This is a genomic window from Skermanella rosea (assembly GCF_016806835.2).
GTDB lineage: Bacteria > Pseudomonadota > Alphaproteobacteria > Azospirillales > Azospirillaceae > Skermanella > Skermanella rosea.
In genome coordinates this window covers 260,977-280,502 of the sequence record NZ_CP086114.1, presented here as the reverse complement: position 1 = coordinate 280,502, position 19,526 = coordinate 260,977, and the positions used below count along the sequence as shown (strand labels likewise).

Sequence of the window (19,526 nt, the reverse complement as noted above, 5' to 3'; positions counted from 1 at the left end):
GCGACGGCTCGTGTAACGATCCGGCAAGACCCCGGGAGGAAGAACGGGACAAGAAGAACAGGAACCATGGCCATGACCGCCGCTCCCCCGACCATCGTCCCCGCCCCAGTGCGGGGCGAGGTGTTCGAACCGATGCCGGCACTGGTGCGCCGCCACGCCGTTGCCCGCGCCGGCCATCCCGCGATCCGCGACGGCGGACGGACGGTCGCCTGGGGAGAGCTGGGCCGCCGGGTCGACCGCGTCGCGGCGGCCCTCGCGGCAGCCGGGCTCCGCACCGGCGGCCGGGTCGCCTGCCTGTCGGAGAACTCGGCCGACTTCGTGGCCCTCTATCTCGGCACGCTGGCCGCCGGCGGCTGCATGGTGCCGCTGCCGACCTCCGCCACCCCCCGGACGCTCGGCGGGATGCTGGCGGACAGCGGGGGGCGCTTCCTGTTCGCCTCCGCGCGGTACCGGCCAGCGGCGGAGGAGATCGCGGGCGGCGTTCCCGTCCGGGTCGGCCTGGACTTCGCGGACGGGGCCTGGATGGGGCTGGAGGACTGGCTCGGCGCGGCGGCGGACCCGCAGGATGTCGAGCCGGGGCCGGACGACGCGTTCGACATCATCTACAGCTCCGGCACGACCAGCGTGCCCAAGGGCATCCTGCACGACCACCGCTTCCGCTCGCGCCAGAACCGCCAGCGGGTCGCGGCCTACGGCCTGGGCGGGGACGCGGTCACGCTGGTCGCGACGCCGCTCTACTCCAACACCACGCTGGTGGCGCTGCTGCCGACCCTGGCGGGCGGCGGGACGGTCGTGCTGATGCGGAAGTTCGACGCGCGCGGCTACCTGGAGGTGGCGGAGTGCGAGCGCGCCACCCACACCATGCTGGTCCCCGTCCAGTACGAGCGCATCCTGGCATTGCCCGACTTCGACAGGTTCGACCTGTCCTCGTTCCGCGCCAAGATGTCGACCAGCGCGCCGCTGCGGGCTCCCGTGCTGCGCGCGATCCTGGAGCGCTGGCCCGGCAGGATGCTGGACGGCTACGGCATGACCGAGGGCGGCGTCAGCACCGTGCTGGATGCGTCGGCCTTTCCCGGCAAGCTGGACTCCGTGGGAAGGCCGGCCGGCGGCGCCGACATCCGCATCATCGACGAGCGGGGCCGCGAACTGCCGCGCGGCGGAACCGGGGAGATCGTCGGCCGGTCCTCCACCATGATGAGCGGCTACCACGGCGCGCCGGCCGCGACCCGCGAGGCCGTCTGGTTCAGCCCGGAGGGCGAGGCCTTCATCCGCTCCGGCGACCTCGGCCGGTTCGACGAGGACGGATTCCTCTATCTGCTGGACCGGCGCAAGGACATGATCCTGTCCGGCGGCTTCAACATCTACGCCAGCGACCTGGAGCAGGTGCTGCTGTCCCACGACGCGGTGGCGGAGGCGGCGGTCGTCGCGGCGCCCAGCCCGGACTGGGGGGAGACCCCGCTGGGCTTCGTGGTGCTGAAGCCCGGCCGGACCGTCGATGCGGCGGACCTGCTGGCCTGGGCCAACGGGCGGCTGGGCCGGACGCACCGGCTGTCCGGGCTGGAGTTGCGGGAGTCGCTGCCGCGCAGCGAGATCGGCAAGGTGCTGAAGCGCGAGCTGCGGGCGCCCTATTGGCAGGGAGAACGGGGAGCATGAACCGCATCGGCGGGATGCCGGCGCTCATCGGGCGCATCGGCATGGAGCTGGGGACCAGCGACTGGGTCGAGATCGGGCAGGAGCGCATCGGGACCTTCGCCGACGCGACCGGCGACCACCAGTGGATCCACGTGGACCCCGGCCGGGCCGCGCGGGAATCGCCGTTCGGGACGACCATCGCCCATGGCTATCTGACGCTGTCCCTGCTGCCGATGCTGGGCGCGCAGGCCTTCGCGGTGGACGGGATCGGCACCCGGCTGAACTACGGGCTGAACCGCGTGCGCTTCCCCGCCCCCGTCCCGTCCGGCGGCCGCATCCGCGCCGTCTTCAGGCTGAAGTCGGTGGAGTCGCAGGGAGAAGGCCGCTTCCTGGTCGCGATCGAGGCGACCGTGGAGCTGGAAGGCGGCAGCCGCCCGGTCTGCGTCGCCGAGATGCTGGTGCTGTATCTGGTCTGACCGCGTTCCTCAGGAACAACGGGCAGGAATTGTGGGAGGGAAGGAAAATCCATGCGGTTCACGGATCGGGTCGCCCTGGTGACCGGGGCGGGCAGCGGCATCGGGCGCGCGACGGCGCTGCGCCTCGCGTCCGAGGGGGCGGCGGTCGCCCTGGTCGACCGCGACGAGGAAGGGTTGCGCGGAACCGCGGGTGCGCTGCCGGACGGCGCGCGGTCCGGCATCTTCGCGGTGGACGTCGCCGACGAGGCGGCGGTGGAGGCCTGCGTCGCCGACGTCCTGGCGCGGCACGGCCGCATCGACGTGCTGTGCAACAATGCCGGCATCCTGGGCGGCAGCACGGCCATCGCGACCGAGCAGGACCTGGGCGACTGGCAGCGCGTCATGGCGGTCAACCTGTTCGGCGCGGTCAATTTCACCAAATACGCCTCGCGTCCCATGCAGGCGGCCGGCCGGGGCGCCATCGTCAACACCGCGTCGGTGGCGGGAATAAGGTCGGGCGCCGGGGGGAACGCCTACAGCGCCTCCAAGGCGGGGCTGATCAACTTCACCCAGACATCCGCCTGCGACCTGGGCCAATGGAACATCCGGGTCAACGCCGTCTGCCCCGGCCTGATCGAGACCGGCATGACCCAGGGGATCTTCGACCATGCCCGCGCCGTCGGCAAGGGCGACCGGCTCGGCGCCCGCTGCGAGCTGCGCCGCTACGGCAGGCCGGAGGAGGTGGCCGCCGTCATCGCCTTCCTCGCCAGCGACGACGCCAGCTACGTCACCGGCCAGGCGCTTCCGGTGGACGGCGGCAACACCGCGTCGCTCAACCTGCCCGGCATGAAGATGTAGGAGGGGGGCGGCCGGCGGCGATGAGCGATACTCAACGTGATTGCCGATCGCCGCCGGCGTCGGCATATTCCGCCCATGCAGATCAACCGCGCCGACCTGGCGGATTTCAGCTATTTCCTCGCCATCGCCAAGCACCGCAGCTTCCGCCGCGCGGGCCTTGAACTAGGCGTCACCGCGTCCGCGCTGAGCCACGCGCTGAAAGGGCTCGAGACGCGGCTCGGCGTCCGGCTGCTCAACCGCACCAACCGGAGCGTGACGCTCACCGCCGCCGGCGAGGAGCTGCACGCCGCGATCAACGGCCCGTTCGAGGCTATCGGGGCGGCGGTCGAGACGCTGAACCGCCACCGGACGGAACCCTCGGGGCGCATCCGGCTGAACGTGCTGGAGCACGCGAGCTCGCTCCTGCTCGCACCGGTCCTCCCGGCCTTCGTCGACCGCTACCCCGGCATCGGGGTGGACGTGACGGTCTCCAACCATCTGGTGGACGTGATCGCCGAAGGAGCCGACGCGGGGATCCGCTACGGCGGAACGGTTCCCGAGGACATGATCGCCCAGCGGCTGTCCGGCGACATACGGTGGGTGGTGGCGGGGGCGCCCGCATACCTGGAGAGGTTCGGCGTGCCGGAGCACCCGCGCGACCTGCTCGCGCACCGCTGCCTTCGGATACGGCTGGGCGACGACAGCATCTACCGCTGGGAGTTCGAGAAGGATGGCGAGGAGATGGCGATCGACGTGCCCGGCGCGATCACCATCGACGATACCCAGTTCGCGCTGGATCTCGCGACCGGAGGCGCCGCGCTCGCCTATCTCCCGGAACCTTGCGTCGCCTCGCGGGTCGGGCGCGGCCAACTGCGCATCGTGCTCGCCGACTGGGCGCCCGTCGGACCGGGCTTCCACATCTACTATTCCGGACGCCGGCAACTGCCGACCGGCCTGCGCCTCCTGATCGGCCTCATCCGCGAGATGCGCCCGCTCGGCCCGTGAGAACCCAGGCCTTGGGAGGCTCGATGATGAGCGTGGCTCATCGCCCCGTCAATGACACGACGGGTAACCGGCAGCGGCGTCCCGCCCCATTATCGTCCCGTCACGCATCACGGCCCGTGCCGTGATGCACTCAGCGTCAGGTGGGATGAGGCATGGCAGGCAACGCCGGTTCTGAAATCGTCGACAGGATATCTCCGCTTCCGCGCCAGGGTGGCGCGGCCGGCGGCTGGGGAGCGGTGCTGGCGCTGACGCTGTGCGTGTCGACGCTGATCGCTTCGGAATTCATGCCGGTCAGCATCCTGACGCCGATCGCGTCCGACCTCCACCTGACCGAGGGAGCGGCGGGACAGGCGATTTCCGTATCGGGGCTTTTCGCCGTCCTGGCAAGCCTCACCATTTCCTCGCTGACGGCCGGGATCGATCGCCGCGCCGTGCTGCTGGGCCTGACGGTGCTGATGCTGCTGTCCGGCCTGCTGGTGACGTTCGCTCCCGGCTTCGCGGTCCTGATGGCCGGACGCGCCCTGCTTGGCATCGCGATCGGTGGCTTCTGGTCGATGTCGGCGGCGACGGTCATGCGGCTGGTTCCCAGGGATCAGGTACCCGGCGCGCTGGCGATGCTGAACGGGGGCAATGCGCTCGCCACGACGTTCGCCGCTCCGCTCGGAAGCTTCCTCGGCCAGTTCATCGGCTGGCGCGGCGCCTTCTCCGTGGTGATCCCGCTCGCCGCGGTTACCTTCGCGTGGCAGTGGCTGACCCTTCCGGCGATGCCGTCCGAACGCTCGAGCCGCGGCACGGGCGCGCTGGGCGTGCTGCGCCGGCCCCGGGCCAGGAGCGGCATGGCCGCGGTGGCGCTGCTCTTCATGGGCCAGTTCGCCCTGTTCACCTATATCCGCCCGTTCCTGGAGAGCGTCACGCAGGTGAGCGTGCCGGTCCTCTCGCTGATCCTGCTGGCCATGGGTGGGGCGGGCCTGGTCGGTACCTGGCTGATCGGCCGTATCGTCGCCAGGAGTCTTTCCGCGACGCTGGTCCTCGCCCCGCTCGCCATGGCGGCGATCGCGCTGGGCCTCGTCGCCATGGGTGCGATGCCGGTGCCGACCGCGGTTCTCCTCGCGGCCTGGGGCCTGATCGGAACCGCGCTGCCTGTCGCGTGGTGGACGTGGCTGAGCCGGACCCTGCCGGAAGATGCCGAGGCGGGCGGCGGCCTGATGGTCGCCGTGATCCAGCTCGCGATCACGCTCGGTGCTGCGGGCGGCGGGTTCCTGTTCGACGCGGCCGGCCACCGCGCGGCTTTCGCCGCAGCCGCGGCATTGCTCGGAGCCTCGGCCCTCCTCGGCGTCCTCTGCGCACGCCGGACGGCCGGCCCGGAAAGCGCGCCTCTTTGACCGAACAATCGGGAGACTACGGATGAACAGCCGAACCGAAGGAACTCCTGGTCATGGCCGGTGCCGGCCACGTGGACCTGTACGACCGGGTCGGCCTGATCCCGTTCGACAGGCTTGGATTCTTCTTAAGCCAGCATCTGGCATGAAACCGAAGGGAAAAATCGCGATGAAGCCGCTCGCAGCGATCGTCTTGCCGTTGTCGCTCCTCGCCTGCGCGCCGGGACAGCCATGGGCACAGGCACGAAGCGATCCACCAGAACAAGGGGCAGAGCAGATGGAAATCAGCCGCAGCGGATCCCGGAGCCCGCGACCTGGGCCGGCGGAATACTTCACGGGCACGGCCACGATCACCCCGCTGTTCGATCCCGTCGGGCCGTCGCAGGTCGGGGCGGCGTTGGTGAGGTTCGAGCCCGGAGCGCGTACGGCCTGGCACACGCACCCCCTCGGCCAACGCCTGATCGTCACCTCCGGCACCGGCTGGACCCAGGTGGAAGGTGGCCCCGTCCGGGAAATCCGGGAAGGCGACGTCGTCTGGTTTCCGCCCGGCGTCCGCCACTGGCACGGGGCGGCGCGGGCGACGGCCATGGCCCACATCGCCATCCAGGAATCGAAGGATGGCAGCCCCGTCCGGTGGGCGGAGCATGTCTCGGAGGCCGAGTACCCCGCCGGCATCCGCGGCGACTAACCCGCGGCAGGAGCAGCCAAGGTCGCCGCGGGGCCGTCGGACGGGGGATGCCTGCCGGCCCCTACTGGAAGTCGGCCATCTCGTAGAGCGGCCGGATCTCGATCTCGCTCGGGCCGGGCATCGGGTTGGGGCAGCGTTTCACCCACTCGACCGCCTCGGCCATGTCCTTGACCTCCCACAGCCAGAAGCCGGCGACCAGCTCGCGGGTCGCGGCGAAGGGGCCGTCGATGACGGTGCGGCCGGCGCCGTCGAAGGCCACGCGCTTGCCCTGCGACGACGGCTTCAGGCCCTCGCCGGCCTGCATGATCCCGGCCTTGGTCAGCTCCTCGTTGAACCTGCCCATGGCCTCCAGCAGCTCGGTCGAGGGCAGGGTGCCCGCCTCGCTGTCCTCGGTCGCCTTCACCAGTACCATCACGCGCATCGTCATGCTTCCCCTTCGCTGATCGAGGCCGCGCCGGCCTCCCTGTCCAGATGACGAACCAGCCTGGCACGGGCCGACACGGCGCCGGGACTTTTTTCACGCGGGCGTCACCGGCGCCCGAGCAGGCCGGCCCGGCGCATCAGCAGGGCGAAGACGACGAACAGGCAGACGCTGAACGCGATCAGCAGGGTCGCGATGGCGGTGATGGTCGGGTTGATCTGCAATACCAGCTCGTTGAACATCTTCTTCGGGACCGTCTGGTAGGCGCCCGCCACGAACAGGGTGACGATCACCTCGTCGAAGCTGGTGATGAAGGCGAAGATCCAGGCGGCGAAGGCGCTCGGCATCAGGTTGGGCAGCAGCACCCGGCGGAACATGGTGAACCACGAGGCGCCCAGGCTGAAGGCCACCTGCTCGATCCGCACGTCGAACGACCGGATCGCCACCGACATGATCAGCACCACGTAGGGCACGCCCAGCAGCATATGGCCGATCACCAGCCCGGGCAGCGTGCCGAGCAGCCCGACCCGGGCGAACACGATGTAGAGCGCCACCGCCGTGATCACCGGCGGCACGATCATGGGCGCCATGAAGTTGGCGTCGATCAGCCGGCGCCCGGCGAAGGTCCCGCGCACCAGCCCATAGGCCGCGACGCTGCCCAGCGCCAGCGCCAGAAGGCTCGACATGAACGCGACCAGCAGCGACACGCGCATCGCCTCGATCCAGCGCGGGTCCTGGAAGAAGGACTGGTACCAGCGCAGCGAGAACTCGGTCGGCGGGAACGTCAGCGAGCTGGCCGCCGAGAACGACATCGGCACCACGATGGCGATCGGCAGGAACAGGAACAGCAGCACCAGCACGCCGTAGACCATCAGGGGCAGGTCGCCGAGCCGCCTCATCGCAGGGTGCCCTCCGACGCTTCGGTCAGGCGCCGGTAGAGCGCGAAGAACAGCAGCGTGACCACCAGCAGCACGGTGGAGATCGCGGCCGCCAGCTCCCACCGGGGCATGCGGTTGATCAGCGTCTCCAGCATGTTGGCGATCATCGGCACCCGGCCGCCGCCCAGGATGGCCGGGGTCACGAAGAAGCCCAGCGTCAGGATGAAGACCAGCACCGCCCCCGCCCCGAAGGACGGGATGGTGAGCGGGAAGAACACCCGCAGGAAGATCGTGCGGGGCGGCGCTCCCAGCGAGGCCGCCGCGTCCAGCAGCCGGCCGTCGATCTTCAGCATCGCGGCGAACAGCGGCAGCACCAGGAAGGGCAGCAGGATGTTCGTCGTCCCGATCACCACGCCCAGCTCGGCATAGAGGAACGGCAGCGGATCTACGATCAGGCCCAGCCCCATCAGCGTCCTGTTCACCACGCCGTCGTTCCCCAGCACGACGATCCAGGCATATGTCCGCACCAGGATGCTGACCCAGAAGGGCAGCACCACCAGCGAGACGGCGACGAGCTGCCAGCCCGGACGCAGGCCGCGCATCCAGTAGGCCAGCGGATAGCCCAGCACCATGCAGGCGAGGGTGGAGATCGCCGCGATCTTGAAGGTGTTCGCCAGCACCCGCAGGTAGACCGGCGCCTCGACCAGCCGCTGGTAATGCTCAAGGCTGAACTCCAGTCCCGACACGCTGCGCCCGAGCATCAGGAGGATCGGCAGGTTGAACGCCAGCAGCATGGCGAGGAGGAGCGGCATGACATATGCCGCCCCGGGCGGCGGGCGCCATCTTGCGGAAGACATCTGACTCTTGCGTCCCTGGCCTCGCCCCTCTTCAGCGCGTCACAGGCCCAGCTTGAATTCCTGCCAGCGTTCCTCGACCAGGTCGGCGTTCTCGAACCACCATTTCGGCTCCGGCAGGATCTGCACTTGCTTGTTGGCCTGGGTGGTCGGGAACTCGTCCAGCCTGTCCTGGGGCAGCAGCGGTTCCAGGTCCGGGCTGTTGCCCGTGTAGGAGATCACCTTGGCGGCGGCGGCCTGGTTCTCCGGCACCGTCATTTCGTGCATGATCTTGAAGGCGGCGGCCTTCTGCTCCGCGCTGGCGCCCCGGGGCACGGTGAAGAAGGCGAGGTCGAGCAGGGCGTTCTTGAAGGTGTAGCCGATCCCCTCCTGCCCGGCGACCCGGCCGGACCAGGCGACCGCGTACTGGACTTCGTTGTCCTTCAGCAGCTGCGGCGGCTGCGCGCCGGCGTCCCACCAGACCGAGACATGGCCCTTGATCTTCTCCAGGCTTTCGAAGGCGCGGTCCAGGTCGAGCGGATAGAGGTCCTCCGGCTTCACGCCGTCGGCCAGCAGCGCGATGGGCAGGGTGTATGTGGGATAGTTGGGCAGCGCGCGCTTGCCGGGGAAGTTCTCCACGTCCCAGAACTCGGCCCAGCTCGATACCGGCTTGGCGTCGGCCCGCCAGGCCATCAGCGTCGAGTAGTACTGGTAGCCGATCGCCTTTTCCTGCCGCGCCTCGTCGAAGATCGGCATGGGGTCGATCGCCTGCCAGTCCAGCGGCTCCAGCAGGTTCAGCGCCTTGGCCTGCTCGACCGCGAGGCTGTCCAGCTCGACGATGGCGTTGGTGATGACGCCGGTCTCCACCATACCCCGAAGCTTGCCGAGCGACCACGGGCTTTCCCGGACGACCTTGATGCCGGTCTTCTCCGTGAAGGGCTTGAGGTAGCCCTCCTCGATCGACTCGCCGGACGCGCCGCCGGCCTCCATCATCCGGATCTCGTTGAGCTGGGCATGCGCCACGGTGCCCAGCGAAGTCGCCGCGACGAGCGATCCGGCGAAAAGGGCTGCCCTGGCAATGATCGTTGCTGGAGTCTTCGCTGGATTTATCATTGTCCGCTCCCTGTCATTCAGTTTTCGAAGGATTGCACCAAAGCGGCGGACGTGCAACGAATTGACAGACAAGAAAACAAGCCGGACGGGGGAAAGTATTATGGCCGGATTATCAATTCGGAACATTTCGCTTGATGCGGCACTACATGACGCGACTGCCCGCTTCATCGAGAGTAACCCGATCAGCCAACGGCGGTACGAGACGGCGTGCCGGACGCTGCCCGGCGGCAATACCCGGACCGTCCTGTTCCATCCGCCCTTTCCCGTGACCATCGAGCGGGGCGAGGGCGCCCGGCTGTGGGATGCCGACGGACACTGCTATCTCGACTTCCTGGGCGAATACACGGCGGGCCTCTACGGGCATTCCAATCCTGTGATCCGGCAGGCGGTGGTCGAGGCGCTGGACAGCGGCATCGTGCTGGGCGGGCCCAACCGCTACGAGGTCGAGCTGGCCGGCCTGATCTGCGGGCGTTTCCCCTCCGTCGACCTGGTGCGGTTCTGCAATTCGGGCACCGAGGCCAACCTGATGGCGCTGATGACCGCGCGGGCCGCGACCGGCCGGTCCCGCGCGATGGTGTTCGAGGGCGCCTACCATGGCGGCGTGCTGACCTTCGGAAAGAAGCGCTCGCCGATCAACCTGCCGATCCCGACGGTCACGGCGCCCTACAACGATGCCCAGGCCGCCGTCGAGCTGGTGGAACGCCATGCGGGCGACCTTGCCGCCATCATCGTCGAGCCGATGATGGGCGCCGGCGGCTGCATCGCCGGCACCCCGGAATTCCTCCGGGCGCTGCGCGACGCGGCGACCCGGCACGGCGTCGTGCTGATCTTCGACGAGGTCATGACCTCGCGCCTGTCGCCGGGCGGGTTGCAGTCGAGGCTGGGAATCGTCCCGGACATGACCTCCTTCGGGAAGTACCTGGGCGGCGGGCTGACCTTCGGCGCGTTCGGCGGCCGCGCCGACCTGATGGCGCACTACGACCCGCGCCGGCCGGACGCCTGGGCCCATGCGGGAACCTTCAACAACAACGTCCTGACCATGGCGGCCGGCGTCGCCGGACTGACCAAGCTCTACACGCCGGAAGCCGCCGACCGCCTGAACCGACGGGGCGACGCGCTGCGCCGCCGGCTGAACGAGGCGGGCCAGCGGGCGGGGGTGCCGGTCCTGGCGACCGGCGTAGGCTCGATCCTGGGCATCCATTTCCAGACCCGGCCCATCCACCGGCCGGCCGACGCCGAGGCGACGCCGGAGGCCGCGCGCGCTTTGCTCCACCTGGAGATGATGGCCAAGGGCTTCTACTTCGCCCACCGCGGCTTCCTGAGCCTGTCGCTGCCGCTGGCCGATGCCGACCACGACGGCTTCGTCGATGCTTTCGAGGCGTTCCTGGCGGAAAACGGAGAGGTGCTCGGCAATCCGGATTGATCCGGTCCGCCCGGTAGCAACTGTTATTTGGCGGTTGTTGTCTCCTCATCAAGCACAATTTTCCACTGTGGTGGTGCAGACGTGTAGCCGTGTCCTGCTTTGGACTGTGTCAGTGGTCAAACAGTGGGAGTTGGAGCCGCCCCCCGTTCGGGCCAAGTGTGACGGCGCGTGGAACGGCCCTCAAGGACGCTGCGCGCCGCTCCGCGGTGGCCTTCGGCCATCCTTGACCGCCGTTCCACGCGCCGCCAAGTGGACCCCAGGTCGGGACGGAGGGATGGTGCCGCCGATCGAACAAAGGGATGGAGCCTCAGGCGGCGGCCGGGGACGTAGCCTCGGCCACAGCCGTGGCCGTCTTGCGCAATGCCGCCTGGTCGGCCTTTTTCGCTTCGTGGTCCGGGTCCCAAGGCTCACCCGCCTTGAGCAGGGCGTTGAGCATCACCAGGGCCTTGCGCATGCAGGCGACCAGCGCCACCTTCCCCGCTTTGCCGCGCGCCTTGAGGCGCTCGTACAACTTCTTGAGCACCGGGTTCCAGCGCAGACCGATGCGGGCGACGTGGAACAGCGCATGGCGCACCTTGGCGCGGCCGCCGTAAATCCGGCGCACCCCCCGCAACGTGCCGCTGTCGCAGGCGAACGGCGCAAGCCCGGCCAGGCTGGCTACCTGCTTCTCGTTCAGCGAGCCGAGTTCGGGCAGATAGGCGACCAGCATGGCCGAGGTCAGCGGCCCGACGCCCTTGAAGCTGCGCAGCAGCGCAGCGCGCCGGCTCAGCTCGGCGTCGCAGTAGACGGTCATCGCGATCTGCTCGGCCAACTCGGCCGCCTGGCCCCGGAGCGCCTCCAGCGCGGCGCCGGCAACCTGGCGCATCGCCTCGGAGTGGAAGTGCTCGATCTGATGAGACCGGGCAGTGATCTCGGCCAGCACCTGGTCGCGGTAGTCGAGCAGCTCGATCAACTCGGCGCGGACCGGCTCCGGAATCGGGGTGGCGCGCGGCCGGTTGGCCTCGCCGAACGCCTTGAGCGCCCGGGCGTCGACCCGGTCGGTTTTGGCCAGCCAGCCGTTCGAGCGGGCGAAGTCCCGCACCCGCTTGGGGTTGACGATGGCCGTCGCTACGCCGGCCGCGGCCAGGGCGTGATGCAGGCCGCGCTCGCAGCCGCCCGACGCTTCCATGACGACCAGCACGTCGTTGCCGCCCTCGCGCAGCGCGCTCAGGATAGTGGCCAACTCGCCATGGCTTTCCGGGCTGTTGGGCAGGCGCCGGCGGGTGTGGCCCGGCAGGCCGTGGGTATCGAGAAACTGGGTGGAGGCATCGATGCCGATGCAGTAGACTTGGCAAGGCATGGCGAACTCGTCCTTGTCTGCGGCGTCCGGCTCAAGGCCGGCGCCTGGCAACTGTGCGAGGAACGCCGAGGGTTCGGGGCAGGCACTTCGCTACGTACGGTGTCGAGCCTTGGTCGGCCACAGTGTCCTGACCCCGCGTACCGGCGTCCCCGTCAGGGGGCGCCGGTATCCCTCGGACACCGCCTTATACCCCACCGCCATAAGACAAGGTCGGCCTTCGCCGCAAGGCGAACGCCGACATCGTACTCCGACCTTCCTGGTGGCCTTCCTGGTGGCCTTCCTGGTGGCCTTCCTGGTGGCTGTCGGCGTTCGCCCTGGCGGGCGAAGGCCGACCTACGCTTCCCTGCTCTTCGCGGGCCGATTCCGGAAGTGGCCGGGGAGGTTCCTCCCCTCACCCCGGGATGATCCAGACATCCTCCGGCTGCCAGTTCAGGTGGACGGACTGGCCGGGGGTGAAACGGGCGCCCCGGTCCAGGGACAGGACGACCGCGCCCTGGCCGTCGGGGCGGCGCAGGTGGTAGCGGATGGATTGGCCGAGATAGACCATGTCCTCGATGACCGCGGGAACGCCGCCCCGGCCGTCCTCCTCCGCATCGCCGAGCTGGATGCGCTCCGGCCGGACGATCGCCACGACGGCGGCGCCGGCCGGCAGGTCCGAGGACGGCGCCGCCAGGCGGGAGCCGTCGGTCAGCGCCAGCGTCCCGCCCTGTTCCAGGCGCCCCTCGAACAGGTTGGCCGTCCCCAGGAACTCGGCGACGAAGCGGGTCCGCGGCTTCAGGTAGGCGTCCTGCGGGGTCGCGATCTGCTGCACCCTGCCCTCGCTCAGCACGACGATCCGGTCGGAGAGGGACAGCGCCTCCTCCTGGTCGTGGGTCACCAGGATCGTGGTGATGCCGAGCGTGCGCTGGAGGTGCCGCAGCTCGACCTGCACCTCCTCGCGGAGCTTGCGGTCCAGGGCGCCGAGCGGTTCGTCGAGCAGCAGGATGTCCGGCTGGAACACGATGGCCCGGGCCAGCGCCACCCGCTGCTGCTGCCCGCCGGAAAGCTGCTGCGGCTTGCGCTTCTGGAACCCGTCCAGCCGGACGACGGCGAGCGCCCGGTCCACGCGGGCGCGGATGTCCGCCTTCGACACGTTGCGCACCGTCAGCGGGAACGCGACGTTGTCGAAGACCGTCATGTGCGGGAACAGCGCGTAGCTCTGGAAGACCAGCCCGACGTTCCGCTCCGCCGCCTTCATCCAGGTCACGTCGCGCCCGCCCAGCCAGATGCTCCCGCGGGTCGGGTGGTTGAGGCCGGCGATCATGCTGAGGACCGTGGTCTTGCCCGATCCGCTCGGCCCCAGGATGGTGACGAACTCTCCCTGCCGCACCTCCAGGTCGATGCCGTCCACGGCCCGGAAAGGCCCGTAATGCTTCGAAACCTCGTTCAGCGTTATCGACGTCATCGGCCGGCGGCGGCCGTGTCGAGGTGGCGCAGGTACTGGGCCACGAAGTCGAACCCGGCATGGCGGACATAGGCGTCGGTCAGCCGCCTGGTCATCGGACCCGGAACGGCTCCGACCGGGTTGCCGTTGACGCTGCGCACCGGGCAGATGCACAGGCTGGTGGAGGTGATGAAGATCTCGTCCGCGGTCGCCGCGTCGTACAGGTCCAGGTCGGCCTCGACCAGCGGTATGCCCTCGGCCTCGGCCAGGTCCATGACGACCCGCCGGCTGATGCCGGGCAGGACATAGCGCTCCTGCGGGGTGTAGAGGCGGCCGTCGCGGACCAGGAAGATGTTGCTGCCCGTTCCCTCCGCCAGGTTGCCGTTGACGTCGAGCAGCACGGCCCAGGCGTCGGGATCGACCGCGTGGGCCTCCATGTCGCCCATGACCAAGTTCAGGTAGTTGTGGGTCTTGGCGCGGGGGCTGAAGGCCTCGGGCGGGGTCCGGCGGACGGCGGGGACGACCACGTCCATGCCGTCGCGGTAGAGCCGGGCGCGTTTCTTCAGCGGGATCGGCATGCATTCGACGATCACGGTCGGGCCGCTGTGCTCCCACCCCTCGTCGCCGGCGGCGTCGGTGCCGCGCGAGACGCGCTGGCTGATCCAGTAGTCGCTGTTCTCGTCCAGCAGATGGACGTTGCGCGCCAGCACCTCCTCGCTGATCGACAGCATCTCGTCCGGCGTCAGGCCGGGATCGATCCGGAGGTATCTGAGCGAGCGGTAAAGCCGGTCGACATGCTGCCGGAGGCGGAACGGCCGGCCGCCGAAGGTGCGGGTACTGTCGAACACCGCGTCGCCGCGCAGGAAGCTTCGGTCGCGGAACGGTACGACCACTTCGCGCTCGGGAACGATCCGCCCGTTGAAATAGGCCACGCGCTGGTTGGCAAGCACTGCCATCGCCGTCTCCCTCCGGTTTCATTCGCATTCGACCCATTGAACCACCAATGGGGCCGGAAGGCTACTGACCCTCGAACACCCGCTGGCGGGCATTTTCCACGTGGGTCCGCATGGCATGCCGGGCGCCTTCGGCGTCCCGGGCGCTGATCGCCTCGAAAATCGCGATGTGCTCGGCCTGGACCTGGTGCAGGCGTTCGATCGGGCGGGCCAGCGACAGGCTGCGGGCGAGGTTCATGGCGAATCCGACATGGGTCAGGATCGAGATCATGGTCGCCTCGAAGAAGTGGTTCCGAGCGGCGCGGGCGATCGCGAGATGGAAATTCAGGTCCGCCTCCACGCCCAGGCTGCCGGAGGCGATGACCGCGTCCAGCGCCTTCAGCGCCACACCGATGTCGGCCAGGGTGTCCCGGTCGTGGCGGGCGGCGGCGAAGGCGGCGGCCTCGCCCTCGATCACGGCCCGGAACTCGAAGCAGCGCTGGATGTCGGCGATGCTGCCGACCGGGGCGATGCGCAGCACGTCCCGGTCGGGCCGCCGCCTGACGAAGCTTCCCGCCCCCTGGCGCGACACGATCAGCCCGTCGTCGCGCAGCCGCGCCAGCGCCTCGCGCACGACCGGTCGGGAGCAGGCGAAACGGGCCGACAGGTCCGCCTCGGCGGGCAGTTTCGCGTCCACCGGGAACTCCCCGTTGACGATCAGGCCCAGGACCTGTTCGTAGATCCTGTCGCTCAGCTTCGTCTGCCGGGCCTGGGTCTGCCGGGCCTGGACGGGCGGGGGCGGTGCCTCGCCGGGGGCTGCGCTCATGGGCAGGTGTCCCTCTGGACATCGGTCTTTGGTACGGTGCCGCGCAGTTTACAGGTCCAACCGCTTGCCTGACAACCGAACCGGTTGTTTACAAGTGTGATTTCCCTGGGTTACGGTTCGGTCACCCATCTCCTGATCCGGAGCCCGCCGCATGACAAGGCCCGCAAGGATGCATCGAGCAGGAAGGCCGGGGGTCCCGTGACCGGAACGAGCACGGTCAGGATCTCCGAGCACCGGGTCGCAGCCCAACTCGCCGCGATCTTCGCCGCCTGGGGCATGGCGGCCGACGTGATCGAGCCGACTGTCCGGGTCATGGTCGAAGCCGACCTGCGCGGCATCGACAGCCACGGCGTCACCATGATGGACGTCTACGACACGCTGCGCCGGGACGGCAGGCTGAACCTGCGGCCGGACATCCGGGTCGTCCGCGAGACGCCGGTCGCCGCCGTGGTGGACGGCGGCGGCGGGCTCGGGCACGCGCCCTCGGTCAAGGCCATGGACATGGCGATCGCGAAGGGAAAGTCGGCCGGGCTGGCGGCGGTGACGGTCCGCAATTCCAACCATTACGGCGCCGCCGGGATCTACGCGTCGATGGCCGCAAAGGCCGGGCTGATCGGCATCTCCACCAGCGCGGTCCACAAGGCGGCGATCGTCCCGACCTTCGGCACGCGCGCCATGTTCGGCACCAACCCGCTGGCCTTCGCGGCGCCCGCCTCGGCGAACCGGCCGTTCGTCCTGGACATGGCGACCTCGACCGCCGCGATCGGCAAGCTGCGGCTGGCCGCCATGGCGGGCAAGCCGGTACCGGAGGGCTGGGCGCTCGACGAGGCGGGCCGGCCGGTGACGGACCCCCGGGAAGCGCTGGCGCACCGGCTGATGACGCCGCTGGGCGGCACGCGGGAGATGGGCGGGCACAAGGGCTACGGCCTGGCCGCGATGGTCGAGATCCTGTCCAGCGTGCTGTCCGGCGGCAGCATCGCGGCGCTGCGGGGCGAGGCGCCGGGCGCCTACGGCGTCGGCCATTTCTTCATGACCATCGACCCCAAGGCCTTCCGGGACGAGGGCGAGTTCGAAACCGACCTGGACGGGCTGATCGACGCGCTGCACGGCTGCCCGCGCGCCGACCCCGGACAGCCGGTCCTGGTCCACGGCGATCCGGAGGCGGACAGCAGGGCCGACCGCCGGGCCAACGGCATCCCGCTCCATCCGGACCAGGTCGGCCTGCTGCGCCGGCTGGCCCGGGACGGCGGAGCCGCCTTCCTGCTGGAAGCGGAGGAGGGCGCCTAAGACCCTCGAAACACCGAACGAACAAGAAAAACCCAAGACGGAGGAAACGGACATGACCAGCAAGAACAGCACCTTCAGGCGCGCCGTCCTCGGCACCGCCGTGGCGCTCGGGACCGGCCTTGCGGCCGGCGGGGCCGGGGCGGAGACGTTCCGCCTGATGACCGGCCCGCAGGGCGGGTCGTGGTACCCGCTGGGCGGCGCCATCCAGAACATCATCCAGAAGGCGATACCGGGCAGTTCGGTCCAGGTCCAGCCCGGCGCCGGCATCATCAACGCCATCGGCGTCGAGAACGGCAAGGCGGAGCTGGGCTTCGGCAACTCGGTCTCCACCGTGGACGCGGTCCACGGGCGCGATCCGTTCAAGGCCAAGGCGGAGAACCTGTGCCAGATCGCCAGCCTGTATTTCCAGTATTTCCAGGTCGTCGCCCCGAAGAACATGGGCATCGACAGCGTGGACGACCTGAAGGGCAAGGCCATCGCCGTGCAGCCGCGCGGCAATACGGCCGAGCAGATGTCCCGCGACCTGCTGGAGACCTACGGCCTTTCCTACGACGACATGAGCAAGGTGAACTTCGTCTCCTACACCGACGCGGTGTCCTTGATGCAGGACGGGCATATCCAGGGTTTCACCCTGATCACGACCATCCCCGCCTCCTCCATCATGGACCTCGCCACCTCCCGCGACATCTCGGTGCTGAACGTCCCCGACGAGAGGCTGGAGAAGCTGCGCTCCAAGAACGAGGGGTACGACAAGCGCACGATCGCGGCCGGCACCTATCCGAAGCAGGAGGACGACGTGCAGACCTTCGGCACCTGGACCCACCTGTTCGGCTCCTGCAAGATGCCGGAGCAGACCGCCTATTCCATCACCAAGGCGCTGGCCGAGAACCTGGACGACCTGTCCGGCGTCGTGTCGGCCCTGAAGGGGCTGGACGTGAAGGAGATGGCGACCGACGTGGGCGTGCCGTTCCATCCCGGCGCGGAGAAGTATTACCGGGAACAGAACGTCCTGTGACGACCGCTTCCTGAGCCCGTCATCCGAAGCCGCCGCTTCCCCGCCCCCGGAGGAGCGGCGGCCCAGTTCCCCGTGCCCTGCGGAACCGGTGCCAACATGAGCAGCGCCCAGCGTATTTTCGGCTATCTGGTGACCGCCATCGCGGTCTCCATGAGTATCTATCACCTCTACGTGGCCTTCACGGGAACGCCCGAGGTCTTCACGTTCCGCGGAACGCACCTGGCCTTCGCCCTGGTCCTTGTCTTCCTGCTGTATCCGGTCAGGCTGTTCCGGCCCAAACTCCTCCCGGAGGGGCAGGCCGAAAGCTCCCTGCCGGGCGTCATGGAACTCGTGCTGGTCGCCGCCTCGCTCGCCGCGATCGGCTATCTTCTCGGCAATCTCGAATATGTGCTGACCCGCTACGCCTATGTCGAGGACCTGACCACCGGCGACATGGTGTTCGGCACCCTGCTGATCCTGCTGGTGATGGAGGCGTCGCGGCGCGTCGTCGGCTGGGCGCTGCCGGCCACGGCCGCCGTGTTCGCGGCCTACGCCCTGTTCGGCGCCGGCATCGCGCCGCAGTTGCTGGTCGACCAGATGTACCTGACGACCGAGGGTATCTTCGGCATCCCGCTCGGCGTGTCGGCGACCTACGTGATCCTGTTCATCATCTTCGGCGCCATGATGGAGCGGACCGGGGCCGGCAAGCTGTTCATGGACTTCGCCCTGGCCCTGACCGGCCACACGCCGGGCGGCCCGGCCAAGGTGTCCGTCATCACCAGCGGGATGTTCGGCACGATCTCCGGCAGCGCCGTCGCCAACGTCATGACGACCGGCACCTTCACGATCCCGCTGATGAAGGGCATCGGCTACCGCCCGGCCTTCGCCGGCGCGGTCGAGGCGGTGGCATCGACCGGCGGCCAGATCATGCCGCCGATCATGGGTGCGGCCGCCTTCGTCATGGCCGAGTTCCTGGGGGTCGGCTACCTGCAGGTCGCGGCCTATGCGCTGATCCCCGCGGTGCTCTACTACCTCGCGGTCTTCGCCGCCGTGCATTTCGAGGCGCGCCGGGTCGGCATGGTCGGCATGCCCAGGGCCGACCTGCCGCGGGTCCGCGAAGTGCTGGTGGAGCGCGGCCACCTGTTCCTGCCCATGGTGATCATCGTGGGCGTGCTCATGGCGGGATTCAGCGCCCCGTACGCCGCCCTCATCGGCATCATCTCGGTCCCGCCGGTCACCCTGATGCGCAGGACCACCCGGCACGAGATGACCGTGGCGGCCCTGATCGACGCCCTGGAGAACGGCGCCCGCAACACCCTGGGCGTGGCCCTGGCCTGCGCCTGCGCCGGCATCGTGATCGGCGTGATCGCCCAGACCGGCCTGGGGCTGACCTTCACCGGCATCGTGATCGCCGCCGCCCAGAACAGCCTGATCCCGGCCCTGGTGCTGACCATGCTGGCCGGCATCATCCTGGGCATGGGCATGCCGACCACCCCGGCCTACATCGTCCAGGTGGCGCTGCTGGTGCCGTCCCTGGTGACGCTCGGCGTCACGGTGGAGGCGGCGCACATGTTCGTCTTCTACTTCGCCATCCTGTCCGCCATCACGCCGCCGGTCGCCATGGCGGTCTACGCCGCCAACGGCATCTCCAAGGCGGGCCTGTGGGACAGCGGCTGGGCCGCGGTCAAGCTGGGGCTGACCGGTTTCATCATCCCCTACATGTTCGTCTTCTCGCCGTCCCTGCTGATGATCGGCGAGTGGTACGTGATCCTGTGGTCGGTCGTCACCGCCACCATCGGCGTGGTGGCGCTGGCGGCCTCGCTCCACGGCTTCCTGCTGGCCCCGCTGCCGGCGGTGCAGCGGGTCGTGATGTTCCTGGCGGCGCTGGTGCTGATCAAGCCGGGCCTGGTGACCGACGCGGTCGGCTTCACCCTGCTGGCGGCCCTGGTCGCCCTGCAGCTGGCGGGAAGGCGCACCGGGGCCTCCCCTGCGCCGGTGGCGGAGAGCAAATAGGGAAAACCCCGGCTGGCCACCGGGGTATGCCCCTTTTGCGAATGCGAC

18 protein-coding genes are annotated in these 19,526 nt (G+C 69.3%); 10 read left to right on the top strand and 8 right to left on the bottom strand.

Annotated features, from left to right (window positions below):
- Positions 1–72: 72 nt before the first annotated feature.
- The 6 genes from JL101_RS34935 to JL101_RS34905 all read left to right on the top strand — a co-directional run bounded on the left by JL101_RS34935 (position 73) and on the right by JL101_RS34905 (position 5,996).
- On the top strand, positions 73–1,653 hold the full coding sequence (locus tag JL101_RS34935) for a class I adenylate-forming enzyme family protein (RefSeq protein WP_203104382.1): 1,581 nt from the start codon (positions 73–75) through the stop codon (positions 1,651–1,653).
- Positions 1,650–2,108 carry a MaoC family dehydratase gene (locus tag JL101_RS34930; RefSeq protein WP_203104379.1) on the top strand — a complete coding sequence of 153 codons (459 nt, stop codon included), beginning with the start codon at positions 1,650–1,652 and terminating at the stop codon, positions 2,106–2,108. The genes JL101_RS34935 and JL101_RS34930 overlap by 4 nt, the downstream gene beginning before the upstream one ends.
- 51 nt (positions 2,109–2,159) lie before the next feature.
- Positions 2,160–2,945 (top strand): SDR family NAD(P)-dependent oxidoreductase, encoded by a 786-nt coding sequence (locus JL101_RS34925; RefSeq protein ID WP_203104377.1) that lies wholly within the window; start codon positions 2,160–2,162, stop codon positions 2,943–2,945.
- 75 nt (positions 2,946–3,020) lie between these two features.
- Positions 3,021–3,929: a LysR family transcriptional regulator gene (locus JL101_RS34920; protein ID WP_203104374.1), complete on the top strand. Its 909-nt coding sequence runs from the start codon at positions 3,021–3,023 to the stop codon at positions 3,927–3,929.
- A 152-nt stretch (positions 3,930–4,081) separates the two neighbouring features.
- Positions 4,082–5,311 carry an MFS transporter gene (locus JL101_RS34915; protein ID WP_203104372.1) on the top strand — a complete coding sequence of 410 codons (1,230 nt, stop codon included), beginning with the start codon at positions 4,082–4,084 and terminating at the stop codon, positions 5,309–5,311.
- Between the two features lie 274 nt (positions 5,312–5,585).
- Positions 5,586–5,996, top strand: coding sequence for a (R)-mandelonitrile lyase (locus tag JL101_RS34905; protein WP_203104369.1), 411 nt, complete (start codon positions 5,586–5,588; stop codon positions 5,994–5,996).
- Between the two features lie 61 nt (positions 5,997–6,057).
- Here the strand turns inward: JL101_RS34905 and JL101_RS34900 are convergent, their stop codons facing one another.
- The 4 genes from JL101_RS34900 to JL101_RS34885 form a co-directional block, all read right to left on the bottom strand.
- Positions 6,058–6,417, bottom strand: a complete 360-nt coding sequence (locus JL101_RS34900; protein ID WP_203104396.1) for a YciI family protein — start codon at positions 6,415–6,417, stop codon at positions 6,058–6,060.
- A gap of 107 nt (positions 6,418–6,524) precedes the next feature.
- Positions 6,525–7,316, bottom strand: a complete 792-nt coding sequence (locus JL101_RS34895) for an ABC transporter permease (protein ID WP_203104366.1) — start codon at positions 7,314–7,316, stop codon at positions 6,525–6,527.
- Positions 7,313–8,107: an ABC transporter permease gene (locus JL101_RS34890; protein WP_203104363.1), complete on the bottom strand. Its 795-nt coding sequence runs from the start codon at positions 8,105–8,107 to the stop codon at positions 7,313–7,315. The genes JL101_RS34895 and JL101_RS34890 overlap by 4 nt, the downstream gene beginning before the upstream one ends.
- A gap of 84 nt (positions 8,108–8,191) precedes the next feature.
- Complete coding sequence (locus JL101_RS34885; protein ID WP_203104360.1) at positions 8,192–9,241, bottom strand: extracellular solute-binding protein; 1,050 nt, start codon at positions 9,239–9,241, stop codon at positions 8,192–8,194.
- Positions 9,242–9,341: 100 nt separating this feature from the next.
- Between JL101_RS34885 and JL101_RS34880 the strand changes: the two genes are divergently transcribed.
- Entirely contained in the window at positions 9,342–10,664 is a 1,323-nt protein-coding gene (locus tag JL101_RS34880; protein ID WP_203104357.1) for an aspartate aminotransferase family protein, read from the top strand.
- 307 nt (positions 10,665–10,971) lie between these two features.
- Here the strand turns inward: JL101_RS34880 and JL101_RS34875 are convergent, their stop codons facing one another.
- The 4 genes from JL101_RS34875 to JL101_RS34860 form a co-directional block, all read right to left on the bottom strand.
- A complete protein-coding gene (locus JL101_RS34875; RefSeq protein ID WP_203104619.1) occupies positions 10,972–12,003 on the bottom strand; it encodes an IS110 family RNA-guided transposase in 1,032 nt (343 codons plus the stop codon).
- 391 nt (positions 12,004–12,394) lie between these two features.
- Positions 12,395–13,447 carry an ABC transporter ATP-binding protein gene (locus tag JL101_RS34870; protein ID WP_203104042.1) on the bottom strand — a complete coding sequence of 351 codons (1,053 nt, stop codon included), beginning with the start codon at positions 13,445–13,447 and terminating at the stop codon, positions 12,395–12,397.
- On the bottom strand, positions 13,444–14,382 hold the full coding sequence (locus tag JL101_RS34865) for an aminotransferase class IV (RefSeq protein ID WP_203104040.1): 939 nt from the start codon (positions 14,380–14,382) through the stop codon (positions 13,444–13,446). The genes JL101_RS34870 and JL101_RS34865 overlap by 4 nt, the downstream gene beginning before the upstream one ends.
- A 61-nt stretch (positions 14,383–14,443) precedes the next feature.
- Complete coding sequence (locus tag JL101_RS34860) at positions 14,444–15,184, bottom strand: FadR/GntR family transcriptional regulator (RefSeq protein ID WP_203104038.1); 741 nt, start codon at positions 15,182–15,184, stop codon at positions 14,444–14,446.
- A 198-nt stretch (positions 15,185–15,382) separates the two neighbouring features.
- On the opposite strand from JL101_RS34860, the gene JL101_RS34855 reads away from it, so the two are divergent.
- The 3 genes from JL101_RS34855 to JL101_RS34845 all read left to right on the top strand — a co-directional run bounded on the left by JL101_RS34855 (position 15,383) and on the right by JL101_RS34845 (position 19,478).
- Positions 15,383–16,471 carry an Ldh family oxidoreductase gene (locus JL101_RS34855; protein WP_228435649.1) on the top strand — a complete coding sequence of 363 codons (1,089 nt, stop codon included), beginning with the start codon at positions 15,383–15,385 and terminating at the stop codon, positions 16,469–16,471.
- 52 nt (positions 16,472–16,523) lie between these two features.
- Positions 16,524–17,486, top strand: a complete 963-nt coding sequence (locus tag JL101_RS34850; RefSeq protein ID WP_203104036.1) for a TAXI family TRAP transporter solute-binding subunit — start codon at positions 16,524–16,526, stop codon at positions 17,484–17,486.
- Between the two features lie 96 nt (positions 17,487–17,582).
- Positions 17,583–19,478: a TRAP transporter permease gene (locus tag JL101_RS34845; RefSeq protein ID WP_203104034.1), complete on the top strand. Its 1,896-nt coding sequence runs from the start codon at positions 17,583–17,585 to the stop codon at positions 19,476–19,478.
- Positions 19,479–19,526 lie beyond the last annotated feature (48 nt).